This window comes from Holophagaceae bacterium, from assembly GCA_016720465.1.
Lineage (GTDB): Bacteria > Acidobacteriota > Holophagae > Holophagales > Holophagaceae > JANXPB01.
In genome coordinates, this window is sequence record JADKKO010000004.1 from 1719359 (window position 1) to 1738897 (window position 19539).

Below are 19539 nucleotides of genomic sequence, written 5' to 3' on the forward strand. Positions count from 1 at the left end.
GCGGAACCATGGCCATCTCCTTCCTCCGCGGCTCCGGCCGCATCATCGCTTCGGGCGACCGGGCCTACAAAATCTGGGTGGGCGCCCTCCTGACCCTCATCGCCATCGGCCTTTTCGCCTATTCCTTCCAGCTGCGCCACGGGCTCATCGCCACCAATATGCGGGACCAGGTCTCCTGGGCCTTCTACGTGGGCAATTTCACCTTCCTGGTGGGCATCGCCGCCGCGGCCGTGATGCTGGTGATCCCGGCCTACGTCTACAACTGGGGCCCGATCAAAGAGGTGGCCATCCTGGGCGAACTGCTGGCCATCTCGGCCATCATCATGTGCCTTCTTTTCGTGCTGGTGGACATGGGGCGTCCGGACCGGTTCCTCCACATCGCGCCACTGCTCGGCAGCCCGAATTTCCCGATATCCATCATGGCCTGGGATGCCCTGGTGCTGAACGTGTACCTGGGCGTGAACCTGGCCGTGGTGGGCCACATCCTTTTCAAGGGATTCCACGGCAAGGACTACAACAAGAAGATCGTCATCCCGCTGGTGCTTTTCTCCATTCCCATGGCGGTCTCCATCCACACGGTGACGGCGTTCCTTTACAACGGCATGGCTTCCCGCCCCTACTGGAACACCGCGATACTGGCGCCCAGGTTCATCGCCTCGGCCTTCTGCTCCGGGCCCGCGGTCCTGCTGGTCCTCTTCCAGGTGCTGCGCAAGCGGACTGGGCTTCCCATCAAGGACGAGGCAATCCAGAAGGTGGCGGAACTCATGGCCTACACCATGTTCCTGAACCTCTTCCTGCTGGGCGCCGAACTGTTCAAGGAGTACTACTCCGCCACGGAGCATCTGCTTTACACCCAATATTTTTGGAGCGGCATCGGCCCGCACAAGGCCCTGGTGCCCTATGCCTGGGGCGGTCTGGTGGCAACAGTCATCGCCTTCTTCATCTTCCTGGTGCCCCGGTGGCGCCGGAACATGACGCTCCTGAATATCGGCTGCGGCCTCATCTATTTCGGCGTCTACATCGAGAAGGGCATGGGGCTCGTCATGCCGGGCATGACGCCGGACACGCTGGGCGAGATCTATGAATACCGGCCGACCTTCGTGGAATGGGGCGTCACCGCTGGGATTTACGGCATCGGATTCCTGGTGTTCACCTTCCTGGTCAAACTGGCCGTGCCCATCATGTCGGGCCATTTCAGCGCGGGCCATCTCGAACCTGCCACGCCGGCTCCCGATGGACTAGAGGCGGAAGCCCACTGAGACTGGAGCCTGGGAGCCAAACTTGCGCGTCCTCGTGACCGGAGCCACGGGATACATCGGTGGGAGGTTGGTGCCGAGACTGATGGCCAAGGGGCATCAGGTGCGTTGCATCGCCCGGAACCCCGCCCGGCTGCAAGGACACCCCTGGCCGGGTGTGGAAATCGTCCAGGGGGATCTGGGGGACCCGGCTGCCTCGTCAGATGCGCTCCAAGGCATCGAAGTGGCTTACTACCTGGTGCATTCGATGGCCGCGGGCCAAGCCTTCAGCGAGCGGGACCGCCTCATGGCCTTGGCCTTCGGCGAAGCCGCCGCCAGCGCCGGCGTGAAGCGGATCATCTATCTGGGGGGGCTGGGGGATCCCGAGATCGTCCGCAGCAAGCATCTTGTGTCCCGGCAGGAGGTGGGCCGCTGCCTGGCGGAGGGCGGGGTTCCCGTGATCGAGTTCCGCGCCGCGGTGATTGTGGGCTCCGGCAGCGCCAGCTTTGAAATGATCCGCCACCTCACCGAACGGCTGCCCATCATGATCACGCCGAAGTGGGTGGATACCCGCTGCCAGCCCATCGGCATCCGGTCGGTGCTGGAATACCTGGTGGAGGCCCTGGACCATCCGGACGCGGCAGGCATCTACGAGATCGGCGGCCAGGACATCCTGAGCTACCGGGAGATGATGCTGCGCTATGCCCGGATCCGGGGGCTGCGCCGCATCATCCTGTCCCTGCCGGTGCCGAAGCCGGAACTCAGCAGCCGTTGGGTGGACCTGGTCACGCCCATCCCCTTCCGCATCGCGCATCCGCTGGTGGAAAGCCTGCAGACGGAGGTGGTGGTGCGGGACGACCGGGCGTTGCGAGTTTTCGGCGTGCGGCCCACCGGCTACGACGAGGCCGTCCACCGGGCCCTGGCGCGCATGGCCTACGACGATGTGGTGACGACCTGGGCCTCCAGCCTGTCCAGTCTTTCCCTCGATAAGCCCGAGGCGGACCAGCTGGGCGCCCATGAGGGCATGCTGCTGGATCGCCGCCGACGGCGCATCAGGGCCGATCCCGCGTGGGTCTTCGACGTGATCTGCGGCCTGGGAGGGGAGGAAGGGTGGCCTGCGGGCAACGCGCTCTGGCAGTTGAGGGGCTTCATGGACCGCCTCGCGGGCGGGGTGGGGATGCGCCGCGGCCGCCGCCATCCCCGGGAGTTGCGGGTCGGGGATCCCTTGGATTTTTGGCGGGTGGAGGCCTTGGAACCCTCGCATCTGCTGCGCCTCCGGGCCGAGATGAAACTGCCCGGCCGGGCCTGGCTGCAATTCGAAGTGCTGCCCGACCCCGAGGGCGCGCGGGTGGAGCAGACCGCCTTCTTCGAGCCACGCGGGGTCCTGGGCTACCTGTACTGGTACTCCGTGCTCCCCTTCCACCGCTTCCTCTTCCCTGGCCTGATCGGCGCTGTCAAGGACAAGGCGGAGGCCTCGGAGAGTGAATAGGAAGTCAGGAGATCACATCGCCGCTGCTGGTGAGCACCGATTTCACCCGCGCCCATTCGGCATCCAGCTCAGGGAGCCTGGCGCGGACGGCGCGGAGGTCGCTCTGTGCCGATTGCTCCAGGTCGTCGCACAGGGCGGCTAGGCTTTTGGCGCCCACGGTGCCGCTGTTGGACTTCAGGTTATGGAGCTGGCGGATGACTTGGGGCGCGTCATCGGAGGCCAGGGCGGCGTGGATGGCCTGGATCCGCCTGGGGCCATCCTCCAGGTATTCACTCAGCAGGGAAGCCACCCAGCCGTCCGAGCCATCCGGATCCAGGGTTTGCAGCGCTCCCAAAGCGGCCGTGTCGACGGCGATGCCTGGACCTTCCGGCGCCGGCAGCCAGGTGGCCAGGACGGCCCGCAGGGCATCCGGGCGCAGGGGCTTGGCCAGATAGTCATCCATGCCTGCCGCCAGGCATTTTTCACGGGTGCCGCCCATGGCGCTGGCGGTCAGCGCGATGATGGGCAGGGGATCGCCGTGCCGGTCCTTCAAGGCCCGTTTGCGGATTTCCGCGGTCGTCTCGAAGCCGTCCATGCCCGGCATGTTGCAGTCCAGCAGCACCAGGTCGAAGCCCCGCCTTTCAAGCGATTCGATGGCCTGGCTGCCGCTTGGAACCACTTCGCATTCGAAGCCGAGGGATCCCACCATGGCGCGAGCCACCTTCTGGTTCATGGCATTGTCATCGGCGATGAGAATGCGGTGGCACTGGGCTCCGGGAATGGGCAAGGCCACCGCCGGAGCCGGTTCCGTGGATTGGGTCGCCAAGCCCAGCACCTTCAGCAAGGCGTCTTTCAGGCGCCGCCGACGCAGGGGCTTGGTGACAAGCACCGTATGCGGATCCTGGAGGAATTCCGAGATTCCAGCCGAGTCATGGCCGGGAGCCAACAGGACCACGGGCAGCGTGCGGGTGAGAGGTTCCAGCCGCAGAGCCTTCAATTGGGTTTGGGCCGAAGCCATCGGCAGGTCCTGCAGGAGCAGCAGGGATTGGCCCTGACCCGCCAGGGTCCGCAGATGCACCACGGCGTGTTCCCCTGGATCCAGGGGTTCCAGGTTCAGCCCCATGGATTCCATGGTCCAGGCGAGGCCTTGCAGGGTGGCCGCCCGGGCTCCCGTGCCGAACACGCGCAGTTCCTCCGGCAGGGCCGGGCCGGTCGGCTCGGCTGGCAGCATGCCGGGTTTGGCCTCGCTGAATCCCAGTTCCATCCAGAACGTTGCGCCTTTGCCGGGATCGCTCTTCACGCCGATCCGGCCGCCCATGAGTTCCACCAGCCGGTGTGAGATGGCCAGGCCCAACCCCGTGCCGCCATAGCGCCGGCTGGTGGAGCTGTCCGCCTGGTTGAAGGCCTTGAACAACCGGCCCTGGACCTCCAGCGGGATGCCGATGCCCGTATCGCGGACCTCAAACCGCAATTCCGGCCTGCCGGCGGTGCCGATAGACGTGATGGAGAGCGTGATACCGCCTTCGTGGGTGAATTTGATGGCATTGCCCAGCAGGTTGGTGAGGACCTGGCGCAACCTGCCGGGATCGCCGACCAGGGCGTCCGGGACTTCCGGCGGAATCAGGGAACAGAGTTCAAGCCCCTTGGCGCGCGCAGGCTCATAGAGGAGACCGAGGATCTCCTCCGCCGAATCCCTCAGGCTGAACGGCACCGATTCGATCTGGATCTTCCCGGCTTCGATCTTGGAGAAGTCCAGGATGTCGTTCAGGATGCCCAGCAGGTTGTCCGCAGAATGGTGGACCGTTTCGGCGTAATCCCGCTGCTGGGGCGTCAGGCCCGTATCCAACAGCAGCCCGGACATGCCGATGATGCCATTCATGGGCGTGCGGATCTCATGGCTCATGGTGGCCAGGAATTCCGATTTCATGCGCGTGGCGGTGAGGGCTTCGTCCCTGGCTTCGGCCAATTCGGAGGTGCGGGCCTCCACAGTGGCTTCCAGTGCCTCTTTTTGCGTTTGAAGGTAATGCAGCCGGACTTTGAGATAGAACCAGACGCCCCCGCCCAGCAGCAGCGCATAACTTAGATACGCCCACCAGGTGGACCAGGGCGCGCTGCGGATGCTGAACGGGAACAGCGTCGGGCCGCTGACGTTTCCGAAGTAATCCTTGGCCCACACCTTGAACACGTAGTCGCCCTTGGGCAGCGTCGGGTATTCCATCTTGGCGTCCCGGCTCCATTCCGATGGGCGGGCGTCCAACCCTTCCAGTTGCGTGCGGAAGACCGTGTCTCCCTCCCGGAAATAGCTCAACAGCGCGTAATCGAAGCGCACACGGTTCTGGTTGTAGGGCAGGGAAGCCCCCTCGCGCAGAGGCTGGCCCGTGCCCATGATGCGGGCGGATTCGAAGTGGAGCGGCTTGATCGTCCGGTCCTCGACGACGTGCCTCGGATCGAACATCGCCACGCCCAGCACGGTGCCGGTCCAGATGCGCCCCCGGGAATCGAGGATGGAGGAGCCTTGCGTGCAGCCATTGCTGGGAAGACCGTCGCCGGTCGTGAAGGTGAATGATTCATATTCCTGGCCGCTGCTTCCGAGGTCCCGGCTGGGCTGGAACCGGGTCACGCCTCCCACCGTCGTGAAATAAAGCTGCCCGACCGCATTCTGCTCCACGCGGTAGACCGTGTTGCTTCCCAAGGGCGGATGGCTCTGGGTATCGAACAGGGACCAGCCGCGTTCCGGGTGGTCGAGGTCCAGGCGGGAAGCGCCGCCGCCCATGGAGACGACCCAGAGGTGCCGCTCGCCTTTGGGTCCGCGCAGTTCCTGGATATGGCTGGCCCGGAGGCCCGGCAGCTTCTCGGAGGCAGGGTAGGGGCGCCACTTCCCGGTGGATTCTTCCAGGCAAGCGATTCCGCCCCCCCGGGTGCCCACCCAAAGTTCCGGGGCTCCCCCGGCGCTCCGGGCTTCGTGGATGGTGGTCACGAAGTTGTGGGGCAGCCCGTCGGCGGTGGTGTGGACCTTCCAGTTCCCTGCTTCGATCCGCACCAGCCCCTGGCGCGTGCCAAACCACATCACCGGTTTCCCAGCGGATGACAGGGTCTCGACCATGGCGTAGATCCAGGGATCCGGAAAACGGTTGGCGGGTTCAAATACCTTCCACTTCCCCCCCTTCAGCGTGAAGACGCCCTGCCCCCGGGTTCCCACCCATAGGGTTTCAGCTCCATCCGGGTCTTTGGTTTTGCAGAGGCTCATGATGGCGGTGACCGGTCTGCCCTCGATGTGGTCCAGGGTGGTCCAGGTCTTGCCCTGAAGCCGCGCAAGGCCTCCGCCCAGGGTTCCGAACCACATGGTTCCATCCGCCATTTCCTGGGTGGCGAAGACCACATTTTCAGGCAGTCCGGAAAGCGTGGTGTAGCTCAGCCAGCCTCCGATCGGCAGCCTCGTGAGGCCCCCGAAGGTGCCGATCCACAAGGTCGCCGACTCGCCGGGCATCTGCCTGGCTTCCAAGGACCGCACCACATTGCTGGGCATTCCGGCCCTGGTGTCGTAGGTGGTCCATTGACCATTTTCGAACCGGGCCAGGCCGCCTTCGGTGCCCGCCCAGATTTCCTGCTGGCCCAAATAATTCTTAGTCTGGGCCAGGCGGTAGAAATAGGAGCTGGAGAGCCCAGGCGCCGTGGCGGTGGGGTGCCAGGAGGCGCCATCGAAGATCGAATAGCCATGATCGGTCCCGGCCCACAGCTCCGCCATGTTGTTGCTTCGATTGTGGGTGTCGAGCAGGCAGAGGGTCAGGGGGCTCGTCAGCCCCATCTCCCGGGCGCCCCAATGGCTCCATTGGCCCTCGTGCAGCCGGTAGACGCCTTTGTCGGTGGCCATCCAAAGTTCCGAGCCGCCATCCGGGCCCTGCCGCTCCAGCAGATCGAAGACGGTATTGAATGGATCCGGGGGAACGACGGCCTGCCAGGTCCCTTTTTCAAGACGCCAGAGCCCGTGGTCCTGGGTACCGGCCCAGATGATCGACTGTTCCCCGTCGAAGGTCTCCAGCAGGCTGATGACCTGCCCATCTGGAAAATGTTCGCTAGGCCCGAAACTGGTCCACCGGCCATCCTCCAGGCGGTGGACGCCGTCGCCCCGGGTGCCGAACCAGATGCTGCCATCCCGGGCAGGGAGCACCGCTACGACCCAGGTGGATGCCTTGGGCCTGGGCATGGACACCGTGGTCCACTCCCGGCCGTTGAAGCGCACCGCCCCGTCCTGGGTGGCGATCCAGAGGTAGCCCTTGGCATCGAAGGCGACGGCTTCGACGGAATTCTGAGGTAGGCCGTCCTTGTCGGTATAGGTGCGGATGGGCAGCCGGCCCGCGGAGGCCGCATCGTAGACGGGCTTGGCCTGGGGCCAGGCCTGGGAAGGCGCGGCCGCCAGCAGGGCCAGGCAGGCGAATCGCCTGAATAGCCAAGCCCACCTGTGCAATTGGAACTTCACCGCCGGCCCTTCATTTGTGGAGTGAAGGCCAGCATAAATCAAGAATGGCTTGTGGCTAGAAGAATCCCGCTGGTCCTGGCTAGTTCACGCCGCCCATCATCCGCTTGATGCGCGGCGTCAAGGCCACCAGCACAATGGCCATGACTGTCGTAATGGCGAACAGGCCGCCGAAAAGGGTGGCGGGTTTCAAGCTTTCGCTGAATCCGCCCGCGAGTCCCGCGAGCATGTTGCCCATGCCGATGGCGAAGAAGAAAACCCCCATCATCACCCCCGAATAGCGTGCCGGGGCCAACTTCGATACGGTGGACAGGCCCACCGGACTCAAGCAGAGCTCGCCGATGGTGTGCAGGCCATAGGTTCCGATGAGCCAGTAGGGCGCGACTTTAAGGGTGGGGTCCGCCGTGTAGGCTTGGCTGGGGAGCACCAGCAGCAGCATCCCGGCTCCCACGAAGAAAAGACCCAGGGTGAATTTGATGGGGCTGCTGGGTTCCTTCTCTTTGAGGGCGATCCAAAGCCAGCTGAATATCGGCGCCAGGAAGAGCAGCCAGATGGAGTTCACGCTCTGGAACCAGGTGGAACGGATGGTGAACCCGAAGATCTCCATGCGCGTGTGCTCGTCGGCGAAGAGGTTCAGGGTGGTGCCCGCCTGCTCGAAGACGAAGAAGAAGATCATGATGAAGAAGACCAGGATCACGACCACCCACATGCGGCTGCGTTCCTCAGGGGTCAGGGGCTCGTGGACGATCTGCTCGCCATGCTCGGAGATTCCTCCGGGTTTCATGCCCACGTTCCCCAGGGAGCTCTGCCGCAGGGAGTACTGGACCAGTCCGGCCACCATGGCCAGGCCCGCGAACCCGAAGGCCCAGCGCCAGCCATTGGCTGAGGCCAGGCCCACTTTGCCCAGGGCGGCCACGAACACCGGGTCCTGGGCCATGAACCCCAGGATCAGCGGGGCGATGAGGGCGCCGATGTTGATTCCCATGTAGTAGATGGTGTAGCCGCCGTCCTGCCGTGGATCATTCTTGTCGTACAGCATTCCGACGATGGAGGTGCAATTGGTCTTCAGCAGGCCGGTGCCGACGGCGATCACGGCGAGTCCCAGGTAGAACATGGCCAGCGGGCCCGAGGCCAGGGAGAACTCGCCCAACGCGATGAGCACGCCCCCGACCAGGACGGCTTTCCGGTATCCCAGGAACCGGTCCGCGATCCATCCTCCCGGAACGCTCAGGGCATAGACGAAGAACGTATAGAGGCCGTAAAGGAGGCCGGCGAATTTGAGCGACAGCCCAAGGCCGCCCGCGGAGGCAGGCGCCGTCATGTAGAGCAACAGCAAGGCCCGCATGCCGTAGTAGCTGAACCGCTCCCACATCTCGGTGAAGAATAGGGGATTCAGGCCTTTGGGGTGGTTGCGCAGGGAGAAGAGGCCATAGCCCACGAAGCCCACCCAGAGGGCCAAAGCCACGGCCAGGGGTGTGAACGCGCTTAAGGTCACAGGGGTGGCTTGGATGGCCAGCGGAAGCAGATTCATGGGTTGATCCGGAAAAAGTCAGTATGAGTCAAAAGGGCGCTTACAGATTCTTCTGAATGAATTCCCACATGGCCTGCATGCGGGCGTAGACGTGCTGCGGGGCGCTGGGACCGTGGGCGGAGCCCGGCAGCAGCACCGCATCCGCGGTGTGGCCGGCTTTCTGCAAGGCATCCAGGAACTGGATGGTGTTCTGCGGATGCACGTTGTCGTCCAGCGTCCCGTGGAAGATCAGTGCCTTGCCGTGGAGATTATTCGCCGCCTTCAGGACCGAGGTGGCGTCATAGCCCGCCGCGTTCTCGCTGGGCAGGCCCATGAAGCGCTCGGTGTAGATGCTGTCATAGAGCCGCCAATCGGTGACAGGCGCGCCCACCAGGCCGAGCTTGTAATTTGAGCAATGCGTCAGCGCATAGGCCGTCATGAATCCGCCGTAGCTCCAGCCTTCCAGCGCCACGCGGCCCATGTCCGCCCAGGGTCTCCGGCCCAGCCACTCCAGGCCCTCCAGTTGATCCTTGAGCTCCTGTTCGCCCAGGCGCTTGTAGATGCCCTCCGCGCTGCTGAGCCCCTTGCCCGAAGCGCTGCGGTTGTCGCAGACCCACACCACATAGCCCTGCTGCGCCAGGAAGTGGTACCAGAGCATGGAAGCGGAAAAGGCATCCAGCACCTGCGGGGCCTGCGGCCCGCCATAGATGTGCTGGAAGATGGGGTACTTTTTCTTCGCATCGAAATCCGGGGGCAGCACCAACATGGTCGGCATGGGGAAACCGTCCTTGGTGAGCACCGTCTGGAAGGCCACGCGCCCGAAACGGATGTCCTTGAAGGCCTGGGTCACGCGGCCCTCCAGGGCCTTCACCACCCGGCCATCCATATCCACCAGGCCGACTTGGGTAGGGCTGTGGGCATCGCTCCAGCTATCCACCCCGAGCTGGAAATCAGGGCTGATTTTCATTCGGTGGGTCCCGCCCCGGAGGGTGTGCCGCGCCAACAGGCCATTGGGCAGGGCCCCGTCGAGATCCGCGCTGTAGCTGTCGAGGCCTGCGGGGTTGTTTTCCGTGGCGCTGAAATAGACGCGTTTCGATTTTTCATCCACGCCGTAAAAATCGCGCACCTCCCAGGTGCCCGCGGTGACGGCCCTCATCGGCTTGCCCTTCTTGTCGTAGCGGTAGAGATGGCGGTGGCCGGTGCGGTCGGACTCCCAGATGAATCCGCCGTCCTTCAGGAAGACCGGCAAGGGAAGGCGTTCCTGCCAGGCTTTTCCGCTCTCCTTGACCATCACGGAGCTGGCGGTGCCTTCGAAGCGGCGCAGTTCCAGCCAGGTCTGGAGGCGATCCTGGTAGCTGGCCAGCAACAGCCCCTTCGGATCCCAGCCCACCTGGACCAGCAAGGTCTCCTTGCCGGGGTAAGGGTCCTCCATCCAGGTCGTCTGGCCCACTAGGTCCACCACGCCGAGGCGTGCGATTGGATTGGGATCGCCGGCTTTCGGGTAGCGGGCGGTTAGCACTTTCTGGGGTTGGCTGCGGTCATCCACCAGCGTGTAAACCGGCACTTTTGATTCATCTAGACTCAGGTACGCGATCCGCTGGCTGTCCGGCGACCACCAGAAAGCGCGGAAGGTGCCGCGGCCATAGATCTCCTCCTGGTAGACCCAATCCAGGCGGCCGTTGAACAGCGTTGCGGATCCGCCGCGGGTGAGCTGGGTCTCCTTGCCCGTTGCGAGGTCCACCGCGTACAAGTCATTGCCCCGGAGATAGGCGACCTTTTTTCCGTCGGGGCTGAAGGTCGGATCGTCCTTGGGTTCCTTGGAGGAAGTGAGCCGTTGGGCCCTGGGGCCATCTTTTCCCAGCTCGATAGCGTAGAGGTCCGCATCCACCGCCACGATGAACTGGCGGAAATCCTTGTCCCAGGTGAAATTTCCGCGATTGACCGCACGCTTGGCGAGGTCCTGATCCACGCCGAGTTTCACCAGTTCCGCCACGACCTGGTCGGGCTCGACATGGGCGGAGCTCGAATTTTTTTTCAGGTCGATGCGCGTGGCGCTGAGTTTCCCCTCTTCGGTCTTGGTCGCGAGCAACGCTCCGTCCGGCATCCAATCGAAATGTGTCTTCGGCCTTTCCAGGAAGGGCAGCTTTTTCGTCGGGTGGTACAGGCTTTCAAGGCTCAGCACGGTGCTGCCTGTCAGCCTAGGCTCGCCTTGCTGGGGCGCGGTGGCTGGCATCTGGGCCGCGAGGGCTGTTGTGAAGAGCAACGTAAGCAGTCGATGGTTCATTGGTTGGTCCTAATAAAATTTCAGAATGAAATTTTAATCACTCGGGCAGATGCATCCGCGTCAGGTTCCGGTGGCCGTCCTTGGTCACCAGCACGTTGTCTTCGATTCGGATGCCTCCGAAGGGCGTGAGGGCATCAATGAGCGTCCAATTGAATTTGGCGGAATGCTGGGTTTTATCGCCGGTCCGGAAGGGGCGCAGGAGCATGGGGATGAAGTAGAGGCCTGGCTCCACGGTGAAGACGTTGCCTTCCTCGATCATGCGGGTGGTGCGCAGGAAAGGGTGTTCCGGCGGCTGCGGAGCCGGGGCGCCGTCGGGTCCCAACTGCTTGCCAGCGACATCGTGGACCTGGATTCCCAGGTGATGGCCGAGCCCGTGCGGGAAGAATGGCTTGGTATAGCCGTTGGCCACGGCGTCATCGCGATCCGTGTCCCGCAGGAAGCCCTGGTCCAGCAGGATGTCGGCGATCTTGAAATGGGCCTGGTGGTGGAATTCGCCGTAGTGCAGGCCCGGCTTCACCAGGGCGCACAGCTCCTGCTGCATTCTTTCCATCGAAGCCAGCAGGTCCACGAAACGCGGGTCGCAGCGGGGCGCGGCAAAGGTGCGCGTGATGTCGGAGGCGTAGGCCTGGTGGCGGGCGCCGGCGTCCAGAAGCAGGGTGGCGCCGTCCCGCGGCGTTTTTCGCTTGCCGTGGTAGTGGAGGATGGCGCCCATCTCATTGAGGGCCACGATGCTGGTGTAGGGCAGGTCTTCGTCCACGCAGCCCACGGCCTGGATGTAGGCCCAGTGGATTTCCAGTTCGGAAGCTCCACCCAGGAAAGCCTGCCTGGCCGCGCGATGGCCCCGCGCGCCCATCTGCTGCGCCTCATCCATGCAGGCCAGTTCGTAGGAGGTTTTGAAACTGCGGGTCCAGTCCAGATGCTTGGTGATGTTTTCAGGGTTCACTTCCAAGCCTGCCGCCTCGGCGCGCTTGGGCTCGTCGCCGATGTAGGCGCCCTTGGGACAGGCGCCGAGGGCCGCCCAGACTTCATCCACCGTGCCGCATTCGGCCAGGTCGAAGCCATCGGCCCAGAAGGGAGAGCCCAGCGGCGATTGGAGATACCAGAAATCCTCGGGCGCGTAGCGGATCAGGATGGGTTTCTTGCCCGGCTGGATCTTGAGCAGGTGCTGTGGCCCTTCCATCGGGCACCAGTGCAGGAAATGGGGCGTCCCATAGAAGGGCGCCTCGCGGTCGTCGGCGAAATAGTCGAACTGCACGCCGCTGCTGACCACCAGGGTCTCGAAGCCCGTGCGGGCCATGGCCGCTTCGCCATCTTTCATGCGCTGGGCCAGGTGTTCACGGAAGAGCGGCGCAAGATCCATGGGTTCACTCCGGAAAAAGGACGGGTCCTCAATCATGCCCGCACCCGCAGCCTCCGGTGAAGCCAGGCGCGCGGGCCGCCCTTATTCCTTCAACGCCCTCCTTGAGGATCAACAGCCCAAGCAGGATCGCCGCGGCGCCATCCAGCCACCAGAGGCCCGGGCTCAGCATGAACAGCAGGCTCCCGGCGAAGAGCACCATCGAAAGCCGGATGCAGGCCAGGCTGCAGGCCGCATCGCTTCTCAGGGCCGCGCTGTCCAGGGCGGCTGCCGCGCGGGTCTTGGCGCGCCACAGGAAGAACATGAAAGCCAGGGATAGGCTCGAGATCACGAGGCCCGGCAGAGTGGTGGGTGGATGATGGCCTGAGACAAGCTGCAGGATGGCGCCCAGTTGGATGACCATCGCGAGCAGCACGAACAGCGCGCCGATGGCGAGGACCGCGCGGCGCTCTGCTTCCGTTCCCGCCGCTTTAAATCCTTTGCGGAGCCGGGCCATCACGACCACCGCCGAGGCCACCTCGATCAGGCTGTCGAATCCGAAGCCCCAGAGCGCCACGGAATCGTCGCTCACGCCGAAGCCGATGGAGACAGCGCCTTCCATCAGGTTGTAGACCACCGTGAACCAGGCCAGGACCCAGGCTCGCCGCACCCAGCCGGCTGCCCCGGTCAAAGGAATTTCAAAGGCAGGTGTTCCGGCGCGAAACCATGGTTCACGGCCTTCTCGAAGAACAGGGAGAGGCTCCGGATCTCGGCTTCGCCCAGGCGGTAATGGATGTTTTCGGTCAGATACTCGCTCAGTTCCAGCTTGGTCCAGGGGATATGGCGGCGGGCCTCCTCCACGATGTCCGGGATATGGGCCATGCCAGTCTCCAGGCTCTTGTGGAAGAAGGCTCCGACCCCGCCGGGAAGGTCCAGCCGGGGGGCTTCATCGCGCACCGTCCACAGGGCGAAGACGAAGGGCAGGCCGGTCCACTCGAACCATTCCTCGGCCAGGTCCAGCACCATCAGGCCCTCCTTGCGGGCCCGCATGCTCTGGTCGCCGATCATCAGCGCCGCATCGTGGTCCGCCAGCATGGCCTCCATGTCAGGGGCCATGTCCGTGACCTCCGGGCTCACGCCATAGCGTTCCCGAAGGAGCAGTTGCGCCAGCACCGCCGAGGTGCGGGAGGAGGTGTCCAGCGCCAGGGACTTGATCTCCTCGGGCGGAACCTTGGAGAGCACCACGACGCTCCGCACGCGTTTGGGCGAGGCGATGCACAAGCCCGGGACGATCCGCAGCTTGGGGATGCGCAGGTATTCGATGGAGCTGATGAGCCCCGCATCCACCTCGCCATCGCGGAGCTTGTCGGCGCAGGCCGAAGGCACATGGAATTTCAGATGGAAATGCTCCCACCCCAACCCGTGTTTGAACCCGTAGTTCAAGGGGGCCGCATTCAGGTACTCGATGATGGACAAGCGGAATGGTTGCGATTCAGCCATCATTAGAGCTTAGCGGCGAAGCTTGAAGCTTGGGGGGAAGTCGAGGAGTCAAAAAGTCGAAAAGTTGAAAAGTCGATAGTCAAGAAGCGCCAGTCTGAGTGCCATCTTCTTCTGTTTCCTTGCTCCAATCGTCCTTCGAATTTCCCTCGCTCTCAGCTTCAACTTTTCAACCTTCAACTTTTTCAACTTTTCAACTCCCAAAGCCCATGTCCCACATGACCATCTGGACCCATCGCCTCGAAACACCCATCGGCACCATGGGCGCGGCCTTCGACGGAGAGGGGTATCTGACCCGTCTGGATTTCCTGATGGAGGGGCGGCCCGCCAACTGGGCGGAGCCGCAGACAAAGCGCGAAGACCAGGCTTTCGGGTTCTTGAAAGCTCAGATGGATGCCTATTTCCGGGGTTCGCTGCGGACCTTCAACGTCCCCCACAAGGCCACCGGCACCGGCTTCCAGAAGCGGGTCTGGGCCGAGTTGGAAGGCATTCCCTTCGGCCGGACCATCAGCTATCTGGAATTGGCCAATCGTTTGGGCAATCCCCAGTGCATCCGCGCGGCGGGGCGGGCCAATGGCGCCAACCCCATTTCCATCCTGATCCCATGCCACCGCGTCATCGGCAGCGATGGAAAGCTGGTGGGCTACGGCGGAGGCTTGCCGCGCAAGCAAGCCCTGCTGGAGTTGGAGGGCGCGCTGCCGAGACATGAGGCGGGGCCCTACGGTTGGGCTTAGAGCGCGTTTCCGGGTCCCGCTCAGCCCCGAACGGCCACGGACCCGACCCGAAGCGGCCCGCGCTCCAGTTCCAGCAGCTCCTCGGTCTGGGCCTGGAAGGCGTCCTTCAGATGGTCGAGGGCCTTCCGCACATCCACGCCTTTGCCGCAGGTGAAGAAATCCACGGCGGCGAAATGGTGTTCAGGCCAGGTATGGATGGCCAGGTGGCTTTCCGCGATGATCACGGCTCCGCTCACACCCTGGCCGCCGTCCTGGTCCGCGAAATGATGGAAGCTGCAGGTGACGATGGTGGCGCCGGAACTCCGGGCGGCCTCCAGCATGGAGCTTTCCACGAGCGACAAATCCGCCAGCCGGGCCGCGGTGCAGCCGCCAAGTTCCGCCAGGGTGTGCCGGCCCAATGAAGCCATCAGATAAGCTAGCAGGAGCCAGACCTCGCCGTCGTTCATAAATCATCCCCTCATTCCGAGTTAGGAACGGCATAAGCGGCCGTAACGAACCAACCAGAAAAGCACTGGTTGGTTCGAAACGGCCGCTAAACCGCACGGGGCCCGGTATGAGATACTTAAAAATATTCGGAGACTATGCATGACGGACGCAAGGACGCCCAACACCATCGATCTGCAGGGAATCATGGATCTGCTGCCGCACCGGTATCCCATGCTTCTGGTGGACCGGATCCTGGATTTCGAACCCAGCGACTGGATCCGCGGCCTGAAGAACATTTCCTTCAACGAGGAGGTCTTCCAAGGGCACTTTCCCAAGCGGCCGATCTTTCCGGGCGTCCTCATCGTGGAGGCCATGGCGCAGACCGGCGGCTGCCTGATGATGCGGGAATTCGAGGACAGGGACAAGAAAGTCATCTACTTCATGGGCATCGATGGCGTGAAATTCCGGAAGCCCGTGCTGCCAGGCGATCAGCTCGTGATGGAAGTCAAGGTGGTCAGCATGAAGGGCCGGGTCTGCAAGATGCGCGGTGAGGCTTTCGTTGAGGGCGTGAAAGTGGCCGAAGCCGAATTCATGTCCATGCTCGTGGACCTGGCGGAGGGCGGATCCAAATGAGCGCTTCGGTCCATCCTTCCGCAGTCGTGCATCCCGGCGCCCAGTTGGGCGAAGGCTCTGTCATCGGGCCATTCTGCCTGGTGGAAGGTTCCTCCATCATCGGCGCCCGCACGGTGCTGCGGAGCCACGTGGTCATCGGCCCCCACACGGAGCTGGGCGAGGACAATGTCATTTATCCCCACTCGACCCTGGGCCTCGAGCCCCAGGACCTTAAATTCAGCGGCGCGCCCACCAGGCTCGTCATCGGCCACCGCAACACATTCCGGGAAGGCGTCACGGCCCACCGCGGCACCGAGGGCGGCGGGGGCCTCACCAGCGTGGGAAGCGACAATTTCCTCATGACCGGTTCGCACATCGCCCATGATTGCCACGTGGGCGACGGCAACATCTTCGCCAACTGCGCCACTCTGGCGGGCCATGTGGTGGTGGGGGACCGCGCCAACATCGGCGCGTTCTCGGCGGTGCACCAGTTCTCCCGCGTCGGGGACCACGCGTTCATGGGGGGCTTCACCGTCGCCACCATGGATGTGCTGCCCTTCATGAAGACCGTCGGGGCCCGCGACACCAAAAGCTACGGCGTGAACACCGTGGGCCTGCGGCGCAAGGGGTTCAGCCCCGAGAGCATCGAGGCCCTGAAAAAAGCCCACCGCATCCTGTTCCACATGGACCTGCTGCGGGAGGACGCTCTCCGGCAGGTGGAATCGGAAATCGGGGAGCACCCGGAAGTCGCCTACCTCGTGAAATTCATCCGGGAATCCAAGCGCGGGATCCATCGTGGCTGAAAAAAGAAGCGCCATGGTGGCTCTGGTGGGTCTGCCGAACGCCGGCAAGAGCACCTTGCTGAACGCCCTGGTGGGTGAAAAACTCGCCGCGGTGAGCCAGACCCCCCAGACCACGCGCAGGCGCATCCTGGGGGTCGTGAACCGCGGGCCGGTGCAGCTGGTGTTCCTGGACACGCCAGGCATCCATGAGCCCCAGCATGCCTTGAACCACCGCATGATGGCCCAGGTGGAGGGCGCGCTCCAGGACGCGGAACTGGCGCTGTGGGTGGTGGACGCCGATGGCTTCCTGGGGGATGGCGAAATGGCCATCGCCAAACGCCTGAAGGCCATGAGGACGGCGCTGCCGGTCTACCTGCTGCTCAACAAAATCGATCTGCTCAGCAAGGGCAGGCTCCTGGAGACCGTTGCCCGCTACAAGGACTTGATGGATTTCCAGGAGATCGTGCCCATCAGTGCCAAGTTCGTCAAGAACCTGGATCCGCTCTGGGGCCTGCTGGAGCGGGATGCCAAGGCTGCGGGATGGGCTTTTGATGAGGAGATCTTCACGGACCAGAACGAGCGGTCCATGGCGGCGGAATTCATCCGCGAAAAGGTGCTCCGCAAGACCCGCGAGGAAGTCCCCCATGTGGCGGCGGTGGAGATCGAGCGTTGGATCGAGGAGGGCGAAGGCTATCCCGAGGATATGGAGCCGGGCGGCGTCTTCATCGCCGGGCTGATCCTGGTGGAGAAGGCCAACCACCGGAAAATCCTGCTGGGCAAACAGGGGGAGATGATCAAGAGCATCCGCCAGAGCGCCCAGCGAGAACTGAAGAAATTGCTGCAGCGTCCCGTGCGCCTTGAATTGTTCATCAAGGTCGAGGAGGACTGGCGCGACCGTCCCGACCAATTGGACCGGCTAGGGCTGTAGCCTTCTCTCCCCGAACAGCGCGGTGCCGATGCGGATCTGGTCGCTGCCTGCCTCGATGGCCGCTTCGAGGTCGTCGCTCATGCCCACGGGGCCCCCTCCGCGATCGCAAGCCGAAGGCGCAGCGGGAGCGGGAGCACAGTCCAGTGGACTGTGCGATCGGGGGGTAGTCCCCGGGGCCCCCTCCGCGATCGCAAGCCGAAGGCGCAGCGGGAGCGGGAGCACAGTCCAGTGGACTGTGCGATCGGGGGGTAGTCCGGGCCCCCTCCGCGATCGCAAGCCGAAGGCGCAGCGGGAGCGGGAGCACAGTCCAGTGGACTGTGCGATCGGGGGGTAGTCAGATGGGCAAGAGCCGCTCGCCGAACAGCGCGGTGCCGATGCGGATCTGGTCGGTGCCTGCCTCGATGGCCGCTTCGAGATCGTCGCTCATGCCCATGCTCAGGCGCAAACGCAGCCCTGTTTTCTGCTGCCAGAGATCGCGCAACCGGGCCATCTCGGAGAACGCGGCTGTTCGACCCGGTGGCGGGATGGCCATGAAGCCACGAAGCCTGAGCAGGGAACCTGCTGCCAGGTCCGAGAGGATGGCCGGGAGTTCGGATTCCGGGCAGCCGCCCGCCTTGGTGGATTCATCCCAAAGATCCACCTGGATCCAGACGCTTCGCATGGTCTGCAGTTCTTCGGCCAGGCGGGCCAGGCGGTGGCTGAGGTCCACCCGGTCCACGGTGAGGATCTCCTGGAAATTCAGCAAAGCCAGCTTGGCCTTGTTCCGCTGCAGAGGACCGATGAGATGGAACGAAAGCCCCGGCAATTCAATGTGCTTCGCCACGCCTTCCTGGACGTAGTTTTCGCCGAAGGATTGGAATCCCAGCGCCGCCGCTTCCCGGATGGCGTCCGCGGACTGGTGTTTGGAAACCGGTAGAAGCTCCACATCGGACGGGTCCCGGCCACAGCGTCCGCAGGCCTGCTCGATGCGGCCCCGCAGGGCCCTGAACCGCTCGTCCATCCCACTCACGCGACATCTCCGCGCTGGCAAACAGGCCGATCAGGCCAGGTAAACGATCCGCTGGCAGGATTCGCACCCCATGAGGCCCTTGGCCTCCTGCAACTGCATCAAGAACGGGCTTCTGAGCTTCACGCGGCAACCCGTGCAGATCCCGCCTTCGACCTTGACGACCGCCCGTCCCATGCGCTGGGACAGCAGGCGTCCGAACCGCGTGACTTCGGCGGGCGTCAACTGGGATTCGAGGATCGCGCGCTTCTTGCCGAGTTCCCCCCGGGCAGCCACCTGGTTCTCGTGCTCGGCCATGAAGATCTGGTGCAATTCATCGAATTGGGCCTGGACTTCGAGGCGCCGGGCCTTGATGTCCGTTTGTTCCTTGGCGGCGGCCGCCAGCCTGGCTTCCAATTCCTTCAGGGGCCGTTCAAGGCCGTGGCGCTGCCTTTCGCGCTCATCCACCTCGCGGATGGCCGCGGCATATTTCACTTTCTGGTCGACGGTCTTGAGATGCTTGCGGGCATGCTCTTCCAGGCGCTTGGCCAATTCCAGTTCCTTGGCCAGCTTGCCCGCCTGGGCCGTGCCCTCGGTGATCCCCCGCTCCAGCTCTCCGAGCCGCTTGTCCTGGGCTTTCATCTCGGCGTGCAAGGCCGCCAGGTCAGGCGGGAGTGCCGAAAGATCCCTTTCAATCGTTCTCAAATAATCGTGGGTGGCTTGGAGTTCGATCAGAACCGGGAGGAGAGTCATGTATTCAGCGTACATCCGCAATGGACAGCCGGCTCCCGGTTGTTACAGAAAAGAATGACGAGCACAAAATATTAGTCAAATATACTCATATTATTCGATTAATTATTAATTCTTGGTTGACCCTGTACCCAGGGAAGGTAGAATTAGCACTCGCCACACATGAGTGCTAGTGGCTTTACCACACCCATTCCCTTCGGAGGCTCCTATGGCCATCACCCCCCTGTTCGACCGCGTCATGCTCAAGCGCGTTGATCCTGCCGAGACCGTCAAGGGCGGCATCATCATCCCCGACACCGCCAAGGAAAAGCCCATGGAGGCCATCGTGGTGGCGGTGGGCGAAGGCAAGTTCGACGATAACGGAAAGCGCGTCCCCATGTCCGTCAAGGCCGGCCAGAAGGTCCTGATCGGCAAGTACACCGGCACCGAAGTGAAGCTCGACGGCGTGGACCACGTCATCGTCCGCGAGGACGAAATCCTGGCGATCCTGAGCTAAGAGCCTTCAGCCATGAGCCAAC

General features: G+C 63.5%; 16 protein-coding genes and 1 pseudogene. 7 read left to right on the top strand and 10 right to left on the bottom strand.

The window, feature by feature from the left end; all coding sequences use genetic code 11:
- Positions 1–8: 8 nt before the first annotated feature.
- Both nrfD and IPQ13_14915 read left to right on the top strand, forming a co-directional pair.
- Positions 9–1259, top strand: a complete 1251-nt coding sequence (gene nrfD, locus IPQ13_14910) for a polysulfide reductase NrfD (GenBank protein MBL0212181.1) — start codon at positions 9–11, stop codon at positions 1257–1259.
- Between the two features lie 22 nt (positions 1260–1281).
- Complete coding sequence (locus tag IPQ13_14915) at positions 1282–2724, top strand: SDR family oxidoreductase (protein MBL0212182.1); 1443 nt, start codon at positions 1282–1284, stop codon at positions 2722–2724.
- 4 nt (positions 2725–2728) lie between these two features.
- Here the strand turns inward: IPQ13_14915 and IPQ13_14920 are convergent, their stop codons facing one another.
- The 6 genes from IPQ13_14920 to IPQ13_14945 form a co-directional block, all read right to left on the bottom strand.
- Complete coding sequence (locus tag IPQ13_14920) at positions 2729–7180, bottom strand: response regulator (protein MBL0212183.1); 4452 nt, start codon at positions 7178–7180, stop codon at positions 2729–2731.
- 79 nt (positions 7181–7259) lie between these two features.
- Positions 7260–8708, bottom strand: a complete 1449-nt coding sequence (locus IPQ13_14925) for a peptide MFS transporter (GenBank protein MBL0212184.1) — start codon at positions 8706–8708, stop codon at positions 7260–7262.
- 40 nt (positions 8709–8748) lie between these two features.
- Positions 8749–10971 (bottom strand): S9 family peptidase, encoded by a 2223-nt coding sequence (locus tag IPQ13_14930; protein MBL0212185.1) that lies wholly within the window; start codon positions 10969–10971, stop codon positions 8749–8751.
- A gap of 37 nt (positions 10972–11008) precedes the next feature.
- Entirely contained in the window at positions 11009–12331 is a 1323-nt protein-coding gene (pepQ, locus tag IPQ13_14935) for a Xaa-Pro dipeptidase (protein MBL0212186.1), read from the bottom strand.
- A 28-nt stretch (positions 12332–12359) separates the two neighbouring features.
- Positions 12360–12929, bottom strand: a complete 570-nt coding sequence (locus IPQ13_14940) for a cation transporter (protein ID MBL0212187.1) — start codon at positions 12927–12929, stop codon at positions 12360–12362.
- Between the two features lie 65 nt (positions 12930–12994).
- Positions 12995–13810, bottom strand: coding sequence for a menaquinone biosynthesis protein (locus IPQ13_14945; protein ID MBL0212188.1), 816 nt, complete (start codon positions 13808–13810; stop codon positions 12995–12997).
- Positions 13811–14013: 203 nt separating this feature from the next.
- Here IPQ13_14945 and IPQ13_14950 point away from each other — a divergent pair, with 203 nt between their 5' ends.
- Entirely contained in the window at positions 14014–14538 is a 525-nt protein-coding gene (locus IPQ13_14950; GenBank protein MBL0212189.1) for a methylated-DNA--[protein]-cysteine S-methyltransferase, read from the top strand.
- A gap of 20 nt (positions 14539–14558) precedes the next feature.
- On the opposite strand, the gene speD is transcribed toward IPQ13_14950, so the two are convergent.
- On the bottom strand, positions 14559–14945 hold the full coding sequence (speD, locus tag IPQ13_14955; protein ID MBL0212190.1) for an adenosylmethionine decarboxylase: 387 nt from the start codon (positions 14943–14945) through the stop codon (positions 14559–14561).
- A gap of 178 nt (positions 14946–15123) precedes the next feature.
- Here speD and fabZ point away from each other — a divergent pair, with 178 nt between their 5' ends.
- From fabZ to era, 3 genes are read left to right on the top strand one after another with little or no spacing between them, the layout of a single operon-like run.
- Positions 15124–15597 carry a 3-hydroxyacyl-ACP dehydratase FabZ gene (gene fabZ, locus IPQ13_14960; protein MBL0212191.1) on the top strand — a complete coding sequence of 158 codons (474 nt, stop codon included), beginning with the start codon at positions 15124–15126 and terminating at the stop codon, positions 15595–15597.
- The gene (gene lpxA, locus IPQ13_14965) at positions 15594–16379 is read left to right on the top strand and encodes an acyl-ACP--UDP-N-acetylglucosamine O-acyltransferase (GenBank protein ID MBL0212192.1); all 786 of its coding nucleotides are present in this window, start codon (positions 15594–15596) and stop codon (positions 16377–16379) included. The genes fabZ and lpxA overlap by 4 nt, the downstream gene beginning before the upstream one ends.
- On the top strand, positions 16372–17286 hold the full coding sequence (gene era / locus IPQ13_14970; GenBank protein ID MBL0212193.1) for a GTPase Era: 915 nt from the start codon (positions 16372–16374) through the stop codon (positions 17284–17286). The genes lpxA and era overlap by 8 nt, the downstream gene beginning before the upstream one ends.
- Here era and IPQ13_14975 read toward each other — a convergent pair.
- The 3 genes and pseudogenes from IPQ13_14975 to IPQ13_14985 all read right to left on the bottom strand — a co-directional run bounded on the left by IPQ13_14975 (position 17275) and on the right by IPQ13_14985 (position 19024).
- Positions 17275–17373 (bottom strand): annotated as a pseudogene (locus IPQ13_14975) (YggS family pyridoxal phosphate enzyme). The gene era and the pseudogene IPQ13_14975 sit on opposite strands and share 12 nt — an antisense overlap.
- A gap of 247 nt (positions 17374–17620) precedes the next feature.
- Complete coding sequence (locus IPQ13_14980) at positions 17621–18295, bottom strand: YggS family pyridoxal phosphate-dependent enzyme (protein ID MBL0212194.1); 675 nt, start codon at positions 18293–18295, stop codon at positions 17621–17623.
- A gap of 30 nt (positions 18296–18325) precedes the next feature.
- On the bottom strand, positions 18326–19024 hold the full coding sequence (locus IPQ13_14985) for a hypothetical protein (GenBank protein ID MBL0212195.1): 699 nt from the start codon (positions 19022–19024) through the stop codon (positions 18326–18328).
- A 205-nt stretch (positions 19025–19229) separates the two neighbouring features.
- Here IPQ13_14985 and IPQ13_14990 point away from each other — a divergent pair, with 205 nt between their 5' ends.
- Positions 19230–19517, top strand: coding sequence for a co-chaperone GroES (locus IPQ13_14990; GenBank protein MBL0212196.1), 288 nt, complete (start codon positions 19230–19232; stop codon positions 19515–19517).
- The last annotated feature ends 22 nt before the right edge of the window (positions 19518–19539 follow it).

Excerpts from the sequence above, each read along its gene's own strand:
- nrfD (MBL0212181.1), top strand. The coding sequence starts at position 9 with ATGGCCATCTCCTTCCTCCGCGGCTCCGGCCGCATCATCGCTTCGGGC.
- IPQ13_14925 (MBL0212184.1), bottom strand. The coding sequence starts at position 8,708 with ATGAATCTGCTTCCGCTGGCCATCCAAGCCACCCCTGTGACCTTAAGC.
- IPQ13_14930 (MBL0212185.1), bottom strand. The coding sequence starts at position 10,971 with ATGAACCATCGACTGCTTACGTTGCTCTTCACAACAGCCCTCGCGGCC.
- pepQ (MBL0212186.1), bottom strand. The coding sequence starts at position 12,331 with ATGGATCTTGCGCCGCTCTTCCGTGAACACCTGGCCCAGCGCATGAAA.
- IPQ13_14940 (MBL0212187.1), bottom strand. The coding sequence starts at position 12,929 with ATGGAAGGCGCTGTCTCCATCGGCTTCGGCGTGAGCGACGATTCCGTG.
- IPQ13_14945 (MBL0212188.1), bottom strand. The coding sequence starts at position 13,810 with ATGATGGCTGAATCGCAACCATTCCGCTTGTCCATCATCGAGTACCTG.
- IPQ13_14950 (MBL0212189.1), top strand. The coding sequence starts at position 14,014 with ATGTCCCACATGACCATCTGGACCCATCGCCTCGAAACACCCATCGGC.
- speD (MBL0212190.1), bottom strand. The coding sequence starts at position 14,945 with ATGGCTTCATTGGGCCGGCACACCCTGGCGGAACTTGGCGGCTGCACC.
- fabZ (MBL0212191.1), top strand. The coding sequence starts at position 15,124 with ATGACGGACGCAAGGACGCCCAACACCATCGATCTGCAGGGAATCATG.
- lpxA (MBL0212192.1), top strand. The coding sequence starts at position 15,594 with ATGAGCGCTTCGGTCCATCCTTCCGCAGTCGTGCATCCCGGCGCCCAG.
- IPQ13_14985 (MBL0212195.1), bottom strand. The coding sequence starts at position 19,024 with ATGACTCTCCTCCCGGTTCTGATCGAACTCCAAGCCACCCACGATTAT.
- IPQ13_14990 (MBL0212196.1), top strand. The coding sequence starts at position 19,230 with ATGGCCATCACCCCCCTGTTCGACCGCGTCATGCTCAAGCGCGTTGAT.